Raw genomic sequence first — 15,402 nt, 5'->3', positions numbered from 1 at the left:
AGAGACGGGGTCGGCCCGGGCCGCTGGTGGCGCCCGGCGGATACGGAGTACGCGTTCGAAGAGTCATGCCACGACGGTAGGGACGAATCCCGGCCCCCGTCCGGAGCCCTCAATTCCGGTGGATGACGGCCCCGTTGTGGATAACCGCGCCACTCGTTCCGGTGATCCGCGCGGCGCTTGCCCCGGGCTTCCACCCCGCCGTCGGCCGCATGGCGGCGCTCCGCCCTCCCCCGCTCAGCGCGGTGAGACGACCGCCGCCAGCAGTCCCGGCCCGGTGTGCGCGCCGATCACCGCGCCGACCTCGCTGACGTGCAGTTCGACCAACCCCGGGATGCGTTCGCGCAGCCGCTGGGCGAGCTTCTCGGCCCGCTCCGGCGCCGCCAGGTGGTGCACGGCGACATCGACGCTGCCCGCGCCCGCACGCTCCACGGCCAGCTCTTCCAGGCGGGCGATGGCCTTGGAGGCCGTCCGCACCTTCTCGAGCATCTCGATCCGCCCGCCGTCCAGGGTCAGCAGCGGCTTCACGGCCAGCGCCGAGCCGAGGAGCGCTTGGGCGGCGCCGATCCGTCCGCCGCGGCGCAGGTAGTCGAGGGTGTCGACGTAGAAGTACGCCGACATGTCCGCCGCCCGCTTCTCGGCGGCGGCCACCGCATCGTCGACGGAGCCGCCCGCCTCGGCCACCTCGGCGGCGGCGAGCGCGCAGAAGCCGAGGGCCATGGCGACCATGCCGGTGTCCACGACGCGCACCGGCACGGGCGCGGTCCGCGCGGCGACCACGGCGGCGTCGTACGTACCGGAGAACTCGGCGGACAGGTGCAGGCTCACGATGCCGGTCGCACCGGCGTCCGCGGCCGCCTGGTAGGCCCGCACGAACTCCTCCGGGCTGGGCCGCGAGGTGGTGACCGAGCGGCGCTTCTGCAGCGCCAGGGCGAGGCTGCGCGCCGAGATCTCGGTGCCCTCCTCCAGTGCCTCGCCGCCGAGTACCACGGTGAGCGGGACGGAGGTGATTCCGTGCCGCGCCATGGCCGGTTGGGGCAGGTAGGCCGTGGAATCGGTGATGATGGCGACATGGCGGGACATGAGCCGGAGGTTACCGCCAGTGGGGGCCGGACGGCAGCCTGGGCCCCTCGACGGGGCCATCGGCGGACGCCACGCGGCGAGGCCCGCAGCCGTCGGCCAGCGCCCGTCGGCGAGACCGGCAGCCGCGGCGAACGCCCCTCGGCGAGCACCGCCGCCGTCGGTAGCACCCCCGCGGCCGGCACCACGACCGTCGGCCAGCGCCCCCACGACGAGCACCGCGACCGTCGGCCAGCGCCCCTGGGCGGGCAATACGCCCCGCCCCTCCGCGAGGCCCTCAGCCGTCGGCAGGGCCACCAGCAGGGACCACAGCCAGGGCACCGCAGCGGGCAGAGCCTACGGCACCCCGGTTACGGCATCCGCCCCGCGGCCCATCCGCGGGGCATCCACGGGGCATCCGATCGCGATCAGGTCGTGCTCTCCGGCCGACGCGCCTTCTGCCAGGGGTACTCGGGCGCCGGAGCGGCCTGGCTCAGAGCCGCCGGCCCCGATCCCGTGCCCGCCCCGTGCGCCGGGGCAGCCGGAGCCGCCGGAGCCGCCGGAGGGACCCCCGCACCCCGCGCCTGCGCCGCGTCCCACGCCGCGGCCGCCGCCGCCAAGTCGTCCACGGGCTCGCGCGACCAGTCCCGCAGCGCCCCGGACTCCATCTCGATCTGCTCCGACAGCGTGGACAGGTCGTCCTCCGCGAAGCGCTGGGCCCGGTCCCGGGCCGCCCAGCGCAGCGAGTCCGCGGACGCCACGATCCTGGCCGTGCGCTCCCTCAGCTCCGGAAGGAGCTCCGCGGTCCGCTGCCGGTCCGGCTCCTGCTCCAGCCGCTTCAGCTCATTGTCCAGCTCCCGGCCGTGCGCGCTCAGCCGCTGGAACAGCCCGAGGGACTCCTTCAGCGAGGCGTCCGACCGGGCACCCTCGGACAGCGCCTGCTCCGTGGCCCGCATCGAGGTCCGCAGGTCCAGCCGCAGCTGCGCCAGCGCCCCCACGACACCGACCTGGCCGAAGCTCTTGGCCCGCAGGGTGGTGTCCTCCACCGTCCGCCGGGCCTGGACGACCGTGCGCTCCACGCCCCGCTTGGCCGCACCCACCGCCTTGACCGTGACGTACGCACCGAGGCCGACGACAGCCAGCAACATCAGCGCGAAGATGATCAACGCGGCCTCCATGGTGGCCCCTTTCCCCAGGCGTCAGCTCTTCCCCTCCACCGTAAACGCCACGGGCAGGCCAGGGGTTCCAATCGAACCCCCAACCTGCCCGTACGGGATGTCCCCCATGGGGAACGGGTGACGCCGGATGACTCCAGAGAAGCCAGAGGACGTCAGCGGCGTCGCACGGCGTCAGACGCCGTTAGACGCCGTCCCGCCTCAGATGACGATGTTCACCAGCTTCGGCGCGCGCACGATCACCTTGCGGATCTCGGCGCCGCCCAGGGCCGCGACCACGCCCGCATCGGTGACCGCCAGCTGCTCCAGCTCCGCGTCCGAGATCGTCGGCGGCACCTCCAAGCGCGCCTTGACCTTGCCCTTGACCTGCACCACGCACGTCACGCTCTCGTCCACGACGTACGCCGGGTCGGCGACCGGGAAGTCCTGGTGGACCACCGAGTCGGTGTGGCCCAGACGGTGCCACAGCTCCTCCGCGATGTGCGGGGCCAGCGGCGCGACCAGTCGCACCAGGTCCTCGGCCACGGACCGCTCCAGCGGCCGGCCCGCCTTCGTCAGGGCGTTGTTCAGCTCGGTGATCTTCGCGATGGCGGTGTTGAAGCGCAGCCCGGCCATGTCCGCGCCGGCCCCGTCGATCGCCTTGTGCAGGGCGCGCAGCGTGTCCTCGCCCGGCTCCCCGTCCACGACGGTGACCTGGCCGGTCTCCTCGTCGACGACGTTGCGCCACAGGCGCTGCAGCAGCCGGTACTGGCCGACCACGGCCCGGGTGTCCCACGGACGGGAGACGTCCAGCGGGCCCATCGCCATCTCGTACAGGCGCAGGGTGTCCGCGCCGTACTCCTCGCAGATCTCGTCCGGCGTGACGGCGTTCTTCAGGGACTTGCCCATCTTGCCGTGCTCGCGCCTGACCCGCTTGCCCTGGTAGTACCAGGCCCCGTCCCGCTCCTCGACCTCGGCCGCCGGGACGTACACGCCGCGCTCGTCGGTGTAGGCGTACGCCTGGATCATGCCCTGGTTGAACAGCTTGTGGAACGGCTCGGCCGAGGAGACGTGGCCCAGGTCGAACAACACCTTCGACCAGAAGCGCGCGTACAGCAGGTGCAGCACCGCGTGCTCGGCGCCGCCCACGTACAGGTCGACACCGCCGTGCGGAGCGCCCTCGCGCGGGCCCATCCAGTACTGCTCGATCTCCGGGTCCACCAGCGCCGACGCGTTGTTCGGGTCCAGGTAGCGCAGCTCGTACCAGCAGGAACCGGCCCAGTTGGGCATGGTGTTGGTCTCGCGGCGGAAGGAGCGGACACCGCGCCCGTCGCCCAGGTCCAGCTCGACGTTGACCCACTCGCCGTTGCGGGACAGCGGGGTCTCCGGCTTGGAGGTGGCGTCGTCCGGCTCGAAGGTGCGCGGCGAGTAGTCCTCGACCTCCGGCAGCTCCAGCGGCAGCATCGAGGCGGGCAGCGGGTGCGCGATGCCGTCCTCGTCGTAGACGATCGGGAAGGGCTCACCCCAGTAGCGCTGGCGGCTGAACAGCCAGTCGCGCAGGCGGAAGTTGACGGTGCCCTCGCCGATGCCGCGCCCGGTCAGCCAGTCGGTGATCGCGGCCTTGGCCTCGACCACGCCCAGGCCGTCCAGGGAGATGCCCTCGCCGGAGGAGTTGACCAGCTTGGCGTCGTACGAGACGAAGGCGTCGTCCCACGTCGACGGGTCGGTGCCGCGGTCGTCCGACGGCTGGACGACGCAGCGCATCGGCAGCTCGAAGGCGCGCGCGAACTCGAAGTCGCGGCCGTCGTGCGCCGGAACGGCCATGATCGCGCCGGTGCCGTAGCCCATCAGCACGTAGTCGGCGATGAAGACCGGGACCTTCTCGCCGCTGACCGGGTTGACCGCGTACTCGCCGGTGAAGACGCCGGTCTTGTCCTTGGCCTCGGCCTGCCGCTCGACGTCGGACTTCGAGGCGGCCTGCTTGCGGTACGCGGTGACGGCCTCGGCCGGGGTGGCGTGTCCGCCGGTCCACACGTCGTGGGTGCCCTCGGGCCAGGCGGCCGGGATGAACTTCTCGACCAGCGGGTGCTCGGGCGCCAGCACCATGTAGGTGGCGCCGAACAGGGTGTCCGGGCGGGTGGTGAAGACGGTGATCGCCTCGTCGCCCAGCGGGAAGTCGACGCGCGCGCCCTCGCTGCGGCCGATCCAGTTCCGCTGCTGCAGCTTGATGGCCTCGGGCCAGTCCAGCGCGTCCAGGTCGTCCAGCAGCCGGTCGGCGTACGCGGTGATGCGCATGTTCCACTGGCTCAGCTTGGACTTGAAGACCGGGAAGTTGCCGCGCTCGGAGCGGCCGTCCGCGGTGACCTCCTCGTTGGCCAGTACGGTGCCCAGCCCGGGGCACCAGTTGACGGGCGCGTCCGAGGAGTACGCCAGCCGGTACTCGTTCAGTACGTCGGCCCGCTCGCCCGCGGTCAGCGCGGCCCAGGCGCGGCCGCCGGGGACCTCGCGGGAGCCGCTCTCGAACTCGGCGACCAGCTCGTCGACCGGCCGGGCCTTCTTCGCGTCCGGGTCGTACCAGGAGTTGTAGATCTGCAGGAAGATCCACTGGGTCCACTTGTAGTAGTCCGGGTCGATCGTCGCGAAGGACCGGCGCTTGTCGTGGCCCAGGCCCAGCCGGCGCAGCTGGACCTTCATGTTCTCGATGTTCGCCTCGGTCGAGACCCGCGGGTGCGTGCCGGTCTGCACGGCGTACTGCTCGGCCGGCAGGCCGAAGGCGTCGAAGCCCAGGGTGTGCAGGACGTTGTGCCCGGTCATCCGCTGGTGGCGGGCGAAGACGTCGGTGGCGATGTACCCGAGCGGGTGGCCGACGTGCAGCCCCGCGCCGGACGGGTACGGGAACATGTCCATGATGAACTTCGTGGGCCGCGCGACCACGGCGGGGTCACCGGCCAGGTCACCGGTCGGGTTCGGGGCCTCGTAGGTTCCCTGCGCGTCCCAGACGTCCTGCCAGCGTGCCTCGATGTCGGCGGCCATGGCGGCCGTGTAACGGTGCCCCTCGGCCGCCTCGGGGGCCGGGGTGTTCGTCTCGCTCATGATTTCTGAAGCTCCATCGATCGTCTCTGCCATCTCTGCCTGCCCAAACGAAAAAACCCCTCGCACAGGAGGGGGCGCCGCGCCGATGCCGACCGTCTCGGAGGGTCGGTACTGATCAGCGCGGCTCGGTAAGCAGAAGGCGTACGGCACGCATGGCGTCAGAGTACCGCAGCGGCCGCAGCCGCCGCCCGGTCCGTCCGCGCCCCGGACGGACCGGCCGCGGTGCCGGGTAGTGGAGTGCCCGCTACGCCCGGTACCGGAGCGCCCGCTACCGGAACCGCGGCCGCGGCGGGCCTCAGCGGCGGCCGCCCAGCGCCCAGCGCGGCCCCGCGGGCGTGTCCTCCAGCTCCACCCCCGCGGCCGCGAGCCGGTCGCGGATGCGGTCCGCGGCGGCGTAGTCGCGCGCCGCCCGGGCCAGCCGGCGCTCCTCCAGGGCCAGCTCGACCAGTGCGCCGAGCGTGCCGCCGTGGCCCGGGGAGCCGGCCGTTTCCGCGTCGCGGCCCGCCGCCCAGTGCGGGTCGAGCGGGTCGAGGCCGAGGACCCCCAGCATGGCCCGCACCTCGCCCAGCAGGCGGACGACCTGCTCCTTGTCGTCGGCGGCGAGGGCCGCGTTGCCCTCCCGTACCCGCTGGTGCACCACGGCGGTGGCCTGCGGCACGCCGAGGTCGTCGTCGAGGGCGGCGGTGAACGGGCCGGGCAGCAGCGCGAAGGGGTGCGCCCGTTCCGCGTCCTGCGCGAGCGGCCCGGCGTACTCGTGCGCCCTCAGCACGAACTGCTCGATCCGGCCGTAGGCGCTCGCCGCCTCGTCCAGCGCCGCCCGGCCGTACTCGATCGCCGAGCGGTAGTGCGGGGTGCCGAGGTAGTAGCGGAGCACGACCGGCCGGCAGGTGGCGAGGATCGCGGACACCAGCAGCGAGTTGCCCAGCGACTTGGACATCTTCTCGCCGCCCGTGGTCACCCAGGCGTTGTGCATCCAGTAGCGGGCGAACCCGCAGCCGGCGGCCGCGGACTGGGCGCGCTCGTTCTCGTGGTGCGGGAAGAGCAGGTCGATGCCGCCGCCGTGGATGTCGAAGGTGTCCCCCAGGTACCGGCGGGCCATCGCGGAGCACTCCAGGTGCCAGCCGGGCCGGCCCGGGCCCCAGGGCGTCTGCCAGGAGGGCTCGCCGGGTTTGGCCCCCTTCCACAGGGCGAAGTCGCGCGGGTCCCGCTTGGCGTCGCCGCCGCCCGTCACCCGGCCGCCGGCCCCGGCCCGGGCGGCGTCCTCGCCGACCCGGCCCGACAGCGCCCCGTAGTCCGCCAGCGAACCGACCGAGAACAGCACGTCGCCGCCCGCCGCGTAGGCGTGGCCGCGGTCCACGAGCTCGTGCATCAGGGCGGTCATCTCGGGCACGTGCCCGGTGGCGCGCGGCTCGACGGTGGGCGGCAGGCAGCCCAGGGCCTGGTAGGCGGCGGTGAAGGCCCGCTCGTTGCGCTGCGCCAGCGCCCAGTACGGGACGCCCTCGGCGGCCGCCCTGGCGAGGATCTTGTCGTCGATGTCGGTGACGTTGCGGCAGAGGGTGACCCGGTGGCCGGTGTGCGCGAGCCAGCGCGCCAGGATGTCGAAGCTCACCCCCGAACGGACGTGCCCGATGTGCGGCGGCCCCTGCACGGTCGCCCCGCAGACGTAGAGCGATGCCTCGCCGGGGCGCAGCGGGACGAAGGCCCGCACGGTCCGGGTACCGGTGTCGAACAAACGCAGTGCCATGGCTCGCTCCTTCACGTCTTCGTACGGGTGGGGGGCTTGCGGCGGGCGGGCAGCTGGCGCAGGACGCGCCCCAGGACCCGGTCGGCCGGGAAGTAGCCCAGTTCGCGCGAGTCGAGGCTGACCGGGCGGTTGTCGCCGAGCAGGACCAGCCGGCCGTCCGGGACCCGGCTGCCGGGGGCACGGGCCAGGGCCGGGACCCCGACGCGCGGGATCCGGTCGCCGGGGACGGCGGCCACCCGTTTGATGAGCAGGCCGGACTCACCGCGCCGGGCCGCGCCGGGGTGTTCGGCGACGACGACCTCCCCGTTCCCGGGCCGCCCGCCGCGCCGGACGAGCACCCGGTCCCCGTCGCGGTAGGCCGGCTCCATGCTCGGGCCGCGCACGGTGACGACGACGAACCGGCGGCTCAGCGCCCACCACAGGGCCGCGGCGGCGAGGACCGCGACCGAGGCCGTACGGATCCCCGTGCCGCCGCTGACCAGCGCGGCGGCCCCGGCTCCGGCCAGCGCCAGCGGCAGGGCCCCGGCCACCGCCGCGGAGGCGCGGCTCCGGCACCGGGCGGCCGTCGCGGCGGGGCGCGGCGGGCCCGCCCAGGTGGCGGGGCCGTCGCCCGTGGCCGCCGCGAGCTCGGGCCCGTACGGCTGCTCGGGCCGCTCGGGCAGCGGCTCCCCGGGCAGTACCCGACGGCTCATCGGACCGGCTCCGTCCGCGCCGCGCGGTCCGGGGCCTCGGCCGGCGCCGCGATCGCGGATGCGGTCGCGCCCGCGTCCGCGCCCGTGTCCGCGTCCGGGCCGGGCCGGTAGCCCTGCGCCTGGAGGGTGAAGAGCCGGGCGTACTCGCCCGCCGCACCGAGCAGTTCGCCGTGCGTGCCCTGCTCGGTGATCCGGCCCCCCGCCAGCACCACGATCCGGTCGGCGACCCGCAGCGCGCCCAGCCGGTGCGAGATCAGCAGGCTGGTGCGCCCCTCGCGGTGCGCGGCGAGCGAGCTGTGCACCTCGTGCTCGGCGGCCGCGTCCAGGCCCGAGGAGGGCTCGTCCAGGATCATCAGGTCCCTCCGGTGCCGCAGCAGGGCCCGCGCCAGGGCGAGCCGCTGCCACTGGCCGCCGGAGAGGACGACCCCGAGGTCCGGGTCGTCCTTGTCGGACTCCATGAAGTAGGTGCGGGTCAGCAGCGTGTCGTAGCCGCGCGGCAGCTCCGCGAGCCTGCGGTGGATGCCCGCCCGGTCGGCTGCGGCCCGGATGCGGTCCGGGTCGTCGAGGGCGGTGAGCTCGCCGAGGGCGATGTTCTCGGCGGCGGTCAGCTCGTACTCCATGTAGTCCTGGAAGACCACGCTGAGCCGCTCGCGCAGCGCCTCGGGGGCGGCGTCTCGCAGGTCCACGCCGTCCCACAGGATGGCCCCGCGCGTCGGGTCGTAGAACCGGCACAACAGCTTGACCAGCGTCGACTTGCCGGCTCCGTTGAGGCCGACCAGGCCCAGCGTCGTCCCGTGCGGGATGTGGAGGGTCACCCCGCGCAGCACCCACGGCTGGTCGGGCCCGTAGCGGAACCAGACGTCCCGCAGCTCGATCCCGCGCCGCAACTCGGGCAGCGGGAGCGGCTGTCGCGGCACCGGCAGGTCGGAGGGGGTGCCGAGGACGGTCAGGAAGTGCTCGAAGGAGCGCAGCGCCTGGTGGGCGCGGGCGAGGTCGGCGGCGAAGGAGATCAGGGCCCCCTGGATGCCCGCGACCGCCGCCACGAAGATCATCACGTCGCCGACGGTGAGGCCTCCGGTCCGGGCCTGGCTCACGGCCCACACCAGGCCGCCGCCCGACATCAGCGCGGCCAGCAGGGCCAGCCCGGCCTGGACGAGGACCTCGCGCCGGTCGACGGCCGCGCGCCCCCGGTCGGAGACCTTCCGCTCGGCGGCCATCCGGCCGCGCAGGAAGGGCCCGAGCCCGAAGAGGCGCACCTCCTTGGCCGCCTGTACGGAGGTGAGCAGCTCGGCGTAGAACGCCTCGCGGCGCTCGGCGGGGCTGACGGACCACAGGGTGTGCGCGCGGCGCCGGGACAGGTCGAGTTCGGCGAGGAGCATCGGCAGACCGGACAGCAGCACCAGTACGGTCATCAGCGGGCTCAGCAGGAGCAGGGTGCCCAGCAGTCCGGCGCCGGTGATCAGCGAGCGGATCAGGCCGAGCGCCGCGTCGACGGTCTGGTTGGGGGCGACCCGGCTGGCCTGCTGCGAGAGCCGCAGCCGGTCCAGGAACTCGGGGTTCTCGAAGTGCCGCAGACCCGTGAACCGTTCGACGGCGGTGAACAGCCGCTCCATGGCGAGCAGTCCGGCCCGGCGGTCGAGCCGGGCCCTCAGGTACTGGGCGACCTGCGGGAAGACCGCGGCGAGCACCCCGGTCGCGGCGAGCAGCGCGGCCGGGGCCAGCAGCCCGCCGGCCGCCGGACCGCCGGAGATGCGGTCGACGACCGTCTTGGTGAACCAGGCGGCGGCCACCGGCAGGGACCCGGCGGCCAGGGTGAGGACGACGTACCCCGCGAGGACCCAGGGTGCGGCGGTCGCGGCCAGGGCGGTGGCGGCGAAGAGGCGCCGGCGCCGCGACGGGCGGACGGCGGGCTCGCGCCCCTCTGCGGTGCGGGTGTGCCGGGAGCGGCCGCCGCGCCCCGGTTGCCGGCGCTCCCGGCGCTCCCGCCCGCTCATGCCGCGAGGGGAAGGCCGGCGGTCACGTCGACCTGGTTGTCCCGGACGACGACCCGTCCGTCGGGCTCCCGGCCGACGAGCAGCAGGGTGGGGTACGCCTTGGCCTGGAAGGCCGCGCCCACCTCGCCGTTGTAGTCCTCGCGGACGACCCGGGCGACGGGTCGCAGGGTTTCGGCGAACCGGCCGCCGCCCTCGGCGCCTCCCGCGATGACGGCGAGCACCTGCCGGGGTCCGCCGGGGAAGTGCCGGGCGTACTCGGTGAACAGGGGCAGCTTCTCCTTGCACGGGGTGCAGTTCGGGGAGAAGAAGGCGACGAGGGTCTCGCCGTCGAGGTCGGCCAGGGTGAGCTCCTCGTCGTCGGCGCTGGTCACGGAGAAGTTCCCCACTTCCTCGCCGATGTCGAGGGGCACCGGGGCGTCCGCGTTCGCCTTGTCGGAGATCAGGTCGGCGTGGTCGCGCAGGCGCTTGATCACGCCGACGGTGAGCAGCAGGTCGAGGGCGGCGAGCAGCCCGACCAGGGCCACTGCGGTGATCAGGAGGGGCATGTCAGCTCCGTAGCGGGTCGAAGGTGCGCGGGACGGGCCGGGCGGGTCAGACGGCCGCCGGCCGCAGGAGGTAGAGCAGGTCGTCGAGCAGGGTCACGAGGGCACCGAGCAGCAGTCCCGCGAAAACGGCGGCGAGCACCCCGCCGGGGTGCGCCGGCCCGGCGGCCGCGGCGGCCGTCGCGCCGGCCGTCGCACCGGCGGCGAGGAGCAGGTTGCGTACGAGGTGCCGGGGGCCGAGCGGTGTGGTCGAGGCGCCGAAGCACCGGCAGGGGGTGCGGGATCCGCGGCGCAGGGATCCGGCGATGGCCGCGGTGAAGGCGGCCAGGAGGACGGCCGCGAGGGCGAATCCGGTCTGGTGCGCGAGGGGCTGGGGCAGGGCGAGGAGCGGGATGATCGCTGCCTCGCCCAGGACGACGAGCGCGGCGGCCGGCCGGGTCACGGTGCGGGAGAGCGGGAGCAGCTCCCGCACCGAGACGACGAATGCGGCGTAGGCGCCGCGGCCGGTGGTCTTTCCGAGGACGGAGACCAGAAATACCGCCCCGATCAGGCAACGCATTCCGATGGCCAGATATAGCATGGTTCACCACCTGTGGGGTCGCCCGGGGGGCGGAATCTCAGCCGGCCGTATTCATTGCCGTGCGGCTACCGCAGGAATTCAGCGGCAGTCGATGTACTGGCAGTTCTTGCCGTTGGCGTCGCAGCAGGCCTCGCACGGCCGGCCGGCGCACTGCCAGCAGGCGGGGTACTTGCGGACGTAGCAGGGGGCCGCGGCCGCTTCGGTCTTCGGCGCGATCAGGGCGAGCAGGCTGTCGCCGAGGGCCTCGATCTTCTTGAACACGATGTCTCCCGTGTGTGAGGAATTGAATTTCTTCTTCCCGGAGATTCATTTTCCCTCTCTCCGTGGTCATTACTTTCGCGGATCGGACCGCTGCCGGTCTTGTAGAAATTCAGCTTCCCGTCGCCTCGAGATAGCGTCCGAGCGTGGTGCCGGTCATGGACTTGAATTCACGGCTGAGATGGGACTGGTCGTGAAAGCCGGCCGCCGCGGCCAGTTCCGCGCCGGGTACTCCGCCGCGCAGCAGCCGCAGCGCGTTGCGCAGCCGGATGACGCGCGCGCAGCCCTTGGGGGTCAGGCCGACCTGTTCGCGGAAGCGGCGCTCGAGCTGGCTCTGGCACCAGCCGACCTCGTGGGCCAGCTGGGGGATGGAGGCGCCGCCCGCGCTCGCGTGCAGGCCGCGCCAGGCCCGTACGACGGGCGGCGCGGGCGGCGGCCCGGCCGTCAGCAGCTCGGCGAGGGTCCGGTCGAGTACGGCGAACCGCGCGGGCGGGCCGGAGGCCTCGGCGAGGCGTTCGCGCAGGGCGGCGGCCCTCGGCCCGATCAGATCGGCGAGGCCGAGCGGGCCGCGGCCCAGCAGGCCGAGGGAGAGGCCGCCGAAGAGGGTGTAGGCGCACCAGGGGGTGAGGGTCACCTCGACTCCGGCCACCGGGCCGCGGTGTTCGGCGGCCAGCCCGCTGGTGCGCATCCCGCAGGCCACCGCGGTGTGCGGGGCGAGCGGACCGGACCCGTCGGGCGGACCCAGCAGCAGCTCGCCCTCGGTCAGCAGCAGCAGGCTGACGGCGCCCGCGGGCACCTCCAGGTGCCGGCAGGGCGGGCCCTGGGCGCGCCGGAAGTCCCGGTAGCGCAGGACTCCGGGGCGCAGCGAAGCGTCGGGCCCGGCGTCGAGCGACGCGCCGGGCGTGTGGGGACAGGCGGAAACGTCCACCGGGCTTCCTCCTCGGGAGGCAGTGGATGGGAAAGGGGTGGGGGGTGAGAGCGGCAGCGGCAGCGGGGCTCAGCCGCGCGGGACGCGGCTGCCGTCGACCTCGATGGCCTGCCCGGTGATGCCCCCGGCGAGCGGCGACAGCAGCAGGGCCGCGCCCGCCGCCAGGTCCTCGGCCGTGGCCCGCGGGCCCGGCGTGAGGAGGTTCACGGTGATGCCGTGGGCGCGCGGGGCGTCGGCCCACTGCCGGACCTCGGCGGCGAGCCGCGCCGGTCCGGTGACCACGATGCGGCCGGCCCGGCCGCCGCGGACCATGGCGCGGGCGGTCTCGGCGACCAGGGCGGCCGCGGGCACGGCGGCCGCGGCGGCCACGGCGAGGGCGTCGATCCGCTGGAGGTCGTCCAGGACGGCGGCGACGAGCCGCCGGGGGCCGCTGTCGGTGCCGGGGGCCATCAGATAGGGCAGGGCGGTGGCGGCGCCCGGTGTCTCGTCGCGGCCCAACTCGGCGCAGATCTCGCTGACTTCGATGACCGAGGGGCCGGCGACGGCGAGCCGGGCGCCGTCCGCGGCCAGGGCCCGGCACAGCGGCCCGCCGACGGCGTGGGAGCGGGTGACCACCAGGGCGACGCGGCCGGCCGGCGCGTGGAAGGAATCAGGCATGCGCGGCGGCGCCCGGGGCGGGGGCCGGCTTCGGCGCGATGTTCCAGATGAAGTCGTCGTTTCCGGTACCGGTGCCGGTGCCCGGGCCCGCCCCCTCGGCGAGGTCGGCGGTGTGCGCGGGGCGCGCGGTGCCCGCCGCGGGGCCGTCGGCCACCGCCGCGTGCAGGGGCATGAGGACCGCCACGGCGAGCGCGGCGGTGACGGCACATCGTCCGGCGCGGAAGCTGGTGCTGGACATGGGTCCCCCTGGTGTCGTGTGACGGGCGCGGTCTCGCGCCGTACCGGGCGGATGCCCGGGCTGCTCCCAGAACAGCACCCGGCGGCGCCCGGCCCAAGGGCTGCCGGGCTGCAGCCGGATGCATGACACAAACCTGCCAAGCCCGCGCCGGACCGCTGGTTGTCGGAAAACCGGCTGGTGGGCCGGGCGGGCGGGGATGAGGCTGGCCTCCTGCCTACGGGGACCGGGGGCGGCCGTCCGCGGCCGCCCGCGAAGGGGGAGAGCAGATGCGGATTCGTGCGTGTCCGGCGGGCACCTGGGAGTTCACGGAGCGGCTGCCGCACCCGGCGCTGCGGCCGGGCGTCCTGGCGTACCGCGGATTCAGGCTCTCCCTCGGCCGGCCGCGCCGCCGGCTGGAGATCCCCTGTGCGGCGGTGACCGTCGTACTGAACCTGGGGCGCCGGCCGCTGCGGGTCCGGTCCGCGACGACCGGCCAGACCCTGGTGCACTCGGCGGCCCCGCTGGTCTCGGGGCTGGTCTCCCGCCCCACCCTGGGCGAGCACGGCGGCGAACTGCACGGCATCGAGGTGACCCTGCGCCCCTGGGCCGCGTTCCGGCTCTTCGGCGTCGAGATGCACGAGCTGGGCAACACGGTCAACGAGACCTCCGCCCTGGCCGGGCACCGCTACGAGGACCTGTGCGACGTCCTCGCCGGTACGCCCGCCTGGCAGGACCGGTTCCGGATCCTCGACGCGGCGCTGCGGCTGTGGATCCAGGCCGGCCCGGCGCCCTGCACCCGTACGGTGTGGGCGTGGAACCGGCTCGAACGCAGCGGCGGCACGGTGCCGGTGCACACGCTGGCCGCCGAGACCTCCTGGAGCGAGCGGCAGTTGGAGCGCCGCTTCCGGGAGCAGATCGGGCTTCCGCCGCGCACGGCGGCCCGGGTGCTGCGGATCCGCCGGGCCCTCGGGTCCCTGTCGGCGGGGATGCGCCCGGCCGAGGCCGCCGCCCTGGCCGGCTTCTACGACCAGGCCCATCTGAACCGGGACTTCAAGGCGATGACCGCCCACTCCCCCTCGCACTTCCTGGCCCTGCGCGCCTCCGACCGGCCCGGGCCCGCCGAGGTGGACCGGGTCAGCGGCGAGGTCACCAGCGCCGTACTGACGGGCTGACCGGCAGACGGGCCGCCCCGGCGCCCGACCGCACACGGGCGTCGGGTTCGTCCAAGACGCCCGGCCCTGCACCGTGGAACGCTACGACGACCGCCCGCACAGCACCCCGGACGCGGGCCGCCCCTTCGGAAGGGTGACGGGTATGACGGAGACGCAGTCGGCTCTCGACGCGGATGTGCTCGCGGTCTACCGGGCCGTGCTCCTGCACCGCGAGCAGAGCCCGGACCGGCTGGCCGAGCGGCTGTCGATCTCCGAACAGCGCGTACGGGAGTCGCTCGACCGGCTGGTGGAGCTGGCGCTGCTGCGGCCTTCCTGGGACGACCCGAGCGACGTCCGGGCGGTCAGCCCCGATCTGGGCCTGGAGATGATGCTCCAGCGCGAACAGCAGGAACTGGCCCTGCGCCAGGAACGGGTGGCCCAGACCCGGGCCGCGCTGACCCTGCTCGCCACCGAGTACGTGACGGCGGGGCGTACGGACGCGGCGAGCGGGACCGAGGTCCTGCACGGCAAGGACGAGATCCGCACCCGGCTGGAGACCCTCGCCAGCCGCTGCGACCGCGAGGTGCTCTCGCTCCAGCCGGAGGGCTCGCTGACCCCGGAAGCCATCGAGGCGGGCCGGCCGCTCAACGAGCAGGCGATCCTGCGCGGCGTCCGGTTCCGCAGCATCTACCTGCACGCGATCGGCAAGGACCGCCAGGCGCTCACCTATCTGCGCTGGGCCAACGAGCACGGCGGGGAGATCCGGCTGGCGCCCACGCTGCCCATGCGGCTGCTCATCGTGGACGGCGTGGAGGCCGTTCTCCCGGGCGATGTGCAGGCGGGCCAGCCGACGGCGCTGCTGGTGCGCAGTGCGCCGGTGGTGCGGGCCCTGCACGCGCTGTTCACCGCGTACTGGAAGAGCTCGGAGACCTTGCAGGCGGTCGCGGAGGCCACCGGCCCGGAGCCGGGCTCCCCGTCCCCGCAGGAGCGTGAGCTGCTGCGGATGCTGGCGGAGGGGGTCACGGACGCCGTGGTGGCCCGGGCGCTGGGGGTGTCGGTGCGGACCCAGCGGCGGATGGTGGCCGACCTCTCGGCCCTCGCCGGGGCGTCCAGCCGTTTCGAGCTCGGGGTGAAGGCGGCGCGGCTGGGCTGGATCTGAGCCGCGACGAGAAGCGGGCCACAACGAGAAGTGAGCCACAACGAGAAGCGGGGCCCCCCCGCACGGGGGCCCCCGGGGAGAGATGGTTGGGAAAGGGATGTGGGTGTTAAAAAAAAAAAACAGACGAGCCAAGCGTGGGGGTGTATATACTGGTGAGGGGGGACAGTTAAAAAAGAT

General features: G+C 74.2%; 14 protein-coding genes. 2 read left to right on the top strand and 12 right to left on the bottom strand.

The window, feature by feature from the left end; all coding sequences use genetic code 11:
• Positions 1-234: 234 nt before the first annotated feature.
• From ACFWP3_RS03275 to ACFWP3_RS03220, 12 genes are all read right to left on the bottom strand, one after another.
• Positions 235-1,080: a DegV family protein gene (locus ACFWP3_RS03275; protein ID WP_384215708.1), complete on the bottom strand. Its 846-nt coding sequence runs from the start codon at positions 1,078-1,080 to the stop codon at positions 235-237.
• Positions 1,081-1,484: 404 nt separating this feature from the next.
• A complete protein-coding gene (locus ACFWP3_RS03270; protein WP_384215707.1) occupies positions 1,485-2,234 on the bottom strand; it encodes a hypothetical protein in 750 nt (249 codons plus the stop codon).
• A 198-nt stretch (positions 2,235-2,432) separates the two neighbouring features.
• Positions 2,433-5,303, bottom strand: a complete 2,871-nt coding sequence (gene leuS, locus ACFWP3_RS03265; protein ID WP_384215706.1) for a leucine--tRNA ligase — start codon at positions 5,301-5,303, stop codon at positions 2,433-2,435.
• Between the two features lie 295 nt (positions 5,304-5,598).
• Positions 5,599-7,047 carry a cysteine--tRNA ligase gene (gene cysS / locus ACFWP3_RS03260; RefSeq protein ID WP_384215705.1) on the bottom strand — a complete coding sequence of 483 codons (1,449 nt, stop codon included), beginning with the start codon at positions 7,045-7,047 and terminating at the stop codon, positions 5,599-5,601.
• Positions 7,048-7,058: 11 nt separating this feature from the next.
• Positions 7,059-7,739: a S26 family signal peptidase gene (locus tag ACFWP3_RS03255; protein WP_384215704.1), complete on the bottom strand. Its 681-nt coding sequence runs from the start codon at positions 7,737-7,739 to the stop codon at positions 7,059-7,061.
• Positions 7,736-9,733 carry an ABC transporter ATP-binding protein gene (locus ACFWP3_RS03250; RefSeq protein ID WP_384215703.1) on the bottom strand — a complete coding sequence of 666 codons (1,998 nt, stop codon included), beginning with the start codon at positions 9,731-9,733 and terminating at the stop codon, positions 7,736-7,738. Before ACFWP3_RS03250 ends, ACFWP3_RS03255 begins: the two co-directional genes overlap by 4 nt.
• On the bottom strand, positions 9,730-10,278 hold the full coding sequence (locus ACFWP3_RS03245) for a TlpA disulfide reductase family protein (RefSeq protein ID WP_384215702.1): 549 nt from the start codon (positions 10,276-10,278) through the stop codon (positions 9,730-9,732). Before ACFWP3_RS03245 ends, ACFWP3_RS03250 begins: the two co-directional genes overlap by 4 nt.
• A gap of 46 nt (positions 10,279-10,324) precedes the next feature.
• Positions 10,325-10,855 (bottom strand): MauE/DoxX family redox-associated membrane protein, encoded by a 531-nt coding sequence (locus tag ACFWP3_RS03240; RefSeq protein ID WP_384215701.1) that lies wholly within the window; start codon positions 10,853-10,855, stop codon positions 10,325-10,327.
• 78 nt (positions 10,856-10,933) lie between these two features.
• Positions 10,934-11,116 carry a hypothetical protein gene (locus ACFWP3_RS03235; protein WP_384215700.1) on the bottom strand — a complete coding sequence of 61 codons (183 nt, stop codon included), beginning with the start codon at positions 11,114-11,116 and terminating at the stop codon, positions 10,934-10,936.
• A 109-nt stretch (positions 11,117-11,225) separates the two neighbouring features.
• Entirely contained in the window at positions 11,226-12,041 is an 816-nt protein-coding gene (locus ACFWP3_RS03230) for a helix-turn-helix domain-containing protein (protein WP_384215699.1), read from the bottom strand.
• A gap of 69 nt (positions 12,042-12,110) precedes the next feature.
• On the bottom strand, positions 12,111-12,698 hold the full coding sequence (locus ACFWP3_RS03225) for a hypothetical protein (RefSeq protein ID WP_384215698.1): 588 nt from the start codon (positions 12,696-12,698) through the stop codon (positions 12,111-12,113).
• Complete coding sequence (locus ACFWP3_RS03220; protein WP_384215697.1) at positions 12,691-12,936, bottom strand: hypothetical protein; 246 nt, start codon at positions 12,934-12,936, stop codon at positions 12,691-12,693. Before ACFWP3_RS03220 ends, ACFWP3_RS03225 begins: the two co-directional genes overlap by 8 nt.
• A 266-nt stretch (positions 12,937-13,202) precedes the next feature.
• On the opposite strand from ACFWP3_RS03220, the gene ACFWP3_RS03215 reads away from it, so the two are divergent.
• Positions 13,203-14,087, top strand: coding sequence for a helix-turn-helix domain-containing protein (locus tag ACFWP3_RS03215; protein WP_384215696.1), 885 nt, complete (start codon positions 13,203-13,205; stop codon positions 14,085-14,087).
• Between the two features lie 142 nt (positions 14,088-14,229).
• Positions 14,230-15,225: a LuxR family transcriptional regulator gene (locus ACFWP3_RS03210; RefSeq protein ID WP_384215695.1), complete on the top strand. Its 996-nt coding sequence runs from the start codon at positions 14,230-14,232 to the stop codon at positions 15,223-15,225.
• The last annotated feature ends 177 nt before the right edge of the window (positions 15,226-15,402 follow it).

The sequence above is a fragment of the Streptomyces sp. NPDC058525 genome, from assembly GCF_042719495.1.
Taxonomy (GTDB): domain Bacteria; phylum Actinomycetota; class Actinomycetes; order Streptomycetales; family Streptomycetaceae; genus Streptomyces.
This window is presented reverse-complemented; position numbering and strand designations above follow the sequence as displayed.

Coding starts and splice junctions, on each gene's coding strand:
- ACFWP3_RS03215 (WP_384215696.1), top strand. CDS start 13,203: ATGCGGATTCGTGCGTGTCCGGCGGGCACCTGGGAGTTCACGGAGCGG.
- ACFWP3_RS03245 (WP_384215702.1), bottom strand. CDS start 10,278: ATGCCCCTCCTGATCACCGCAGTGGCCCTGGTCGGGCTGCTCGCCGCC.
- ACFWP3_RS03250 (WP_384215703.1), bottom strand. CDS start 9,733: ATGAGCGGGCGGGAGCGCCGGGAGCGCCGGCAACCGGGGCGCGGCGGC.
- ACFWP3_RS03255 (WP_384215704.1), bottom strand. CDS start 7,739: ATGAGCCGTCGGGTACTGCCCGGGGAGCCGCTGCCCGAGCGGCCCGAG.
- ACFWP3_RS03225 (WP_384215698.1), bottom strand. CDS start 12,698: ATGCCTGATTCCTTCCACGCGCCGGCCGGCCGCGTCGCCCTGGTGGTC.
- ACFWP3_RS03270 (WP_384215707.1), bottom strand. CDS start 2,234: ATGGAGGCCGCGTTGATCATCTTCGCGCTGATGTTGCTGGCTGTCGTC.
- ACFWP3_RS03220 (WP_384215697.1), bottom strand. CDS start 12,936: ATGTCCAGCACCAGCTTCCGCGCCGGACGATGTGCCGTCACCGCCGCG.
- ACFWP3_RS03210 (WP_384215695.1), top strand. CDS start 14,230: ATGACGGAGACGCAGTCGGCTCTCGACGCGGATGTGCTCGCGGTCTAC.
- ACFWP3_RS03240 (WP_384215701.1), bottom strand. CDS start 10,855: ATGCTATATCTGGCCATCGGAATGCGTTGCCTGATCGGGGCGGTATTT.
- cysS (WP_384215705.1), bottom strand. CDS start 7,047: ATGGCACTGCGTTTGTTCGACACCGGTACCCGGACCGTGCGGGCCTTC.
- ACFWP3_RS03275 (WP_384215708.1), bottom strand. CDS start 1,080: ATGTCCCGCCATGTCGCCATCATCACCGATTCCACGGCCTACCTGCCC.
- leuS (WP_384215706.1), bottom strand. CDS start 5,303: ATGAGCGAGACGAACACCCCGGCCCCCGAGGCGGCCGAGGGGCACCGT.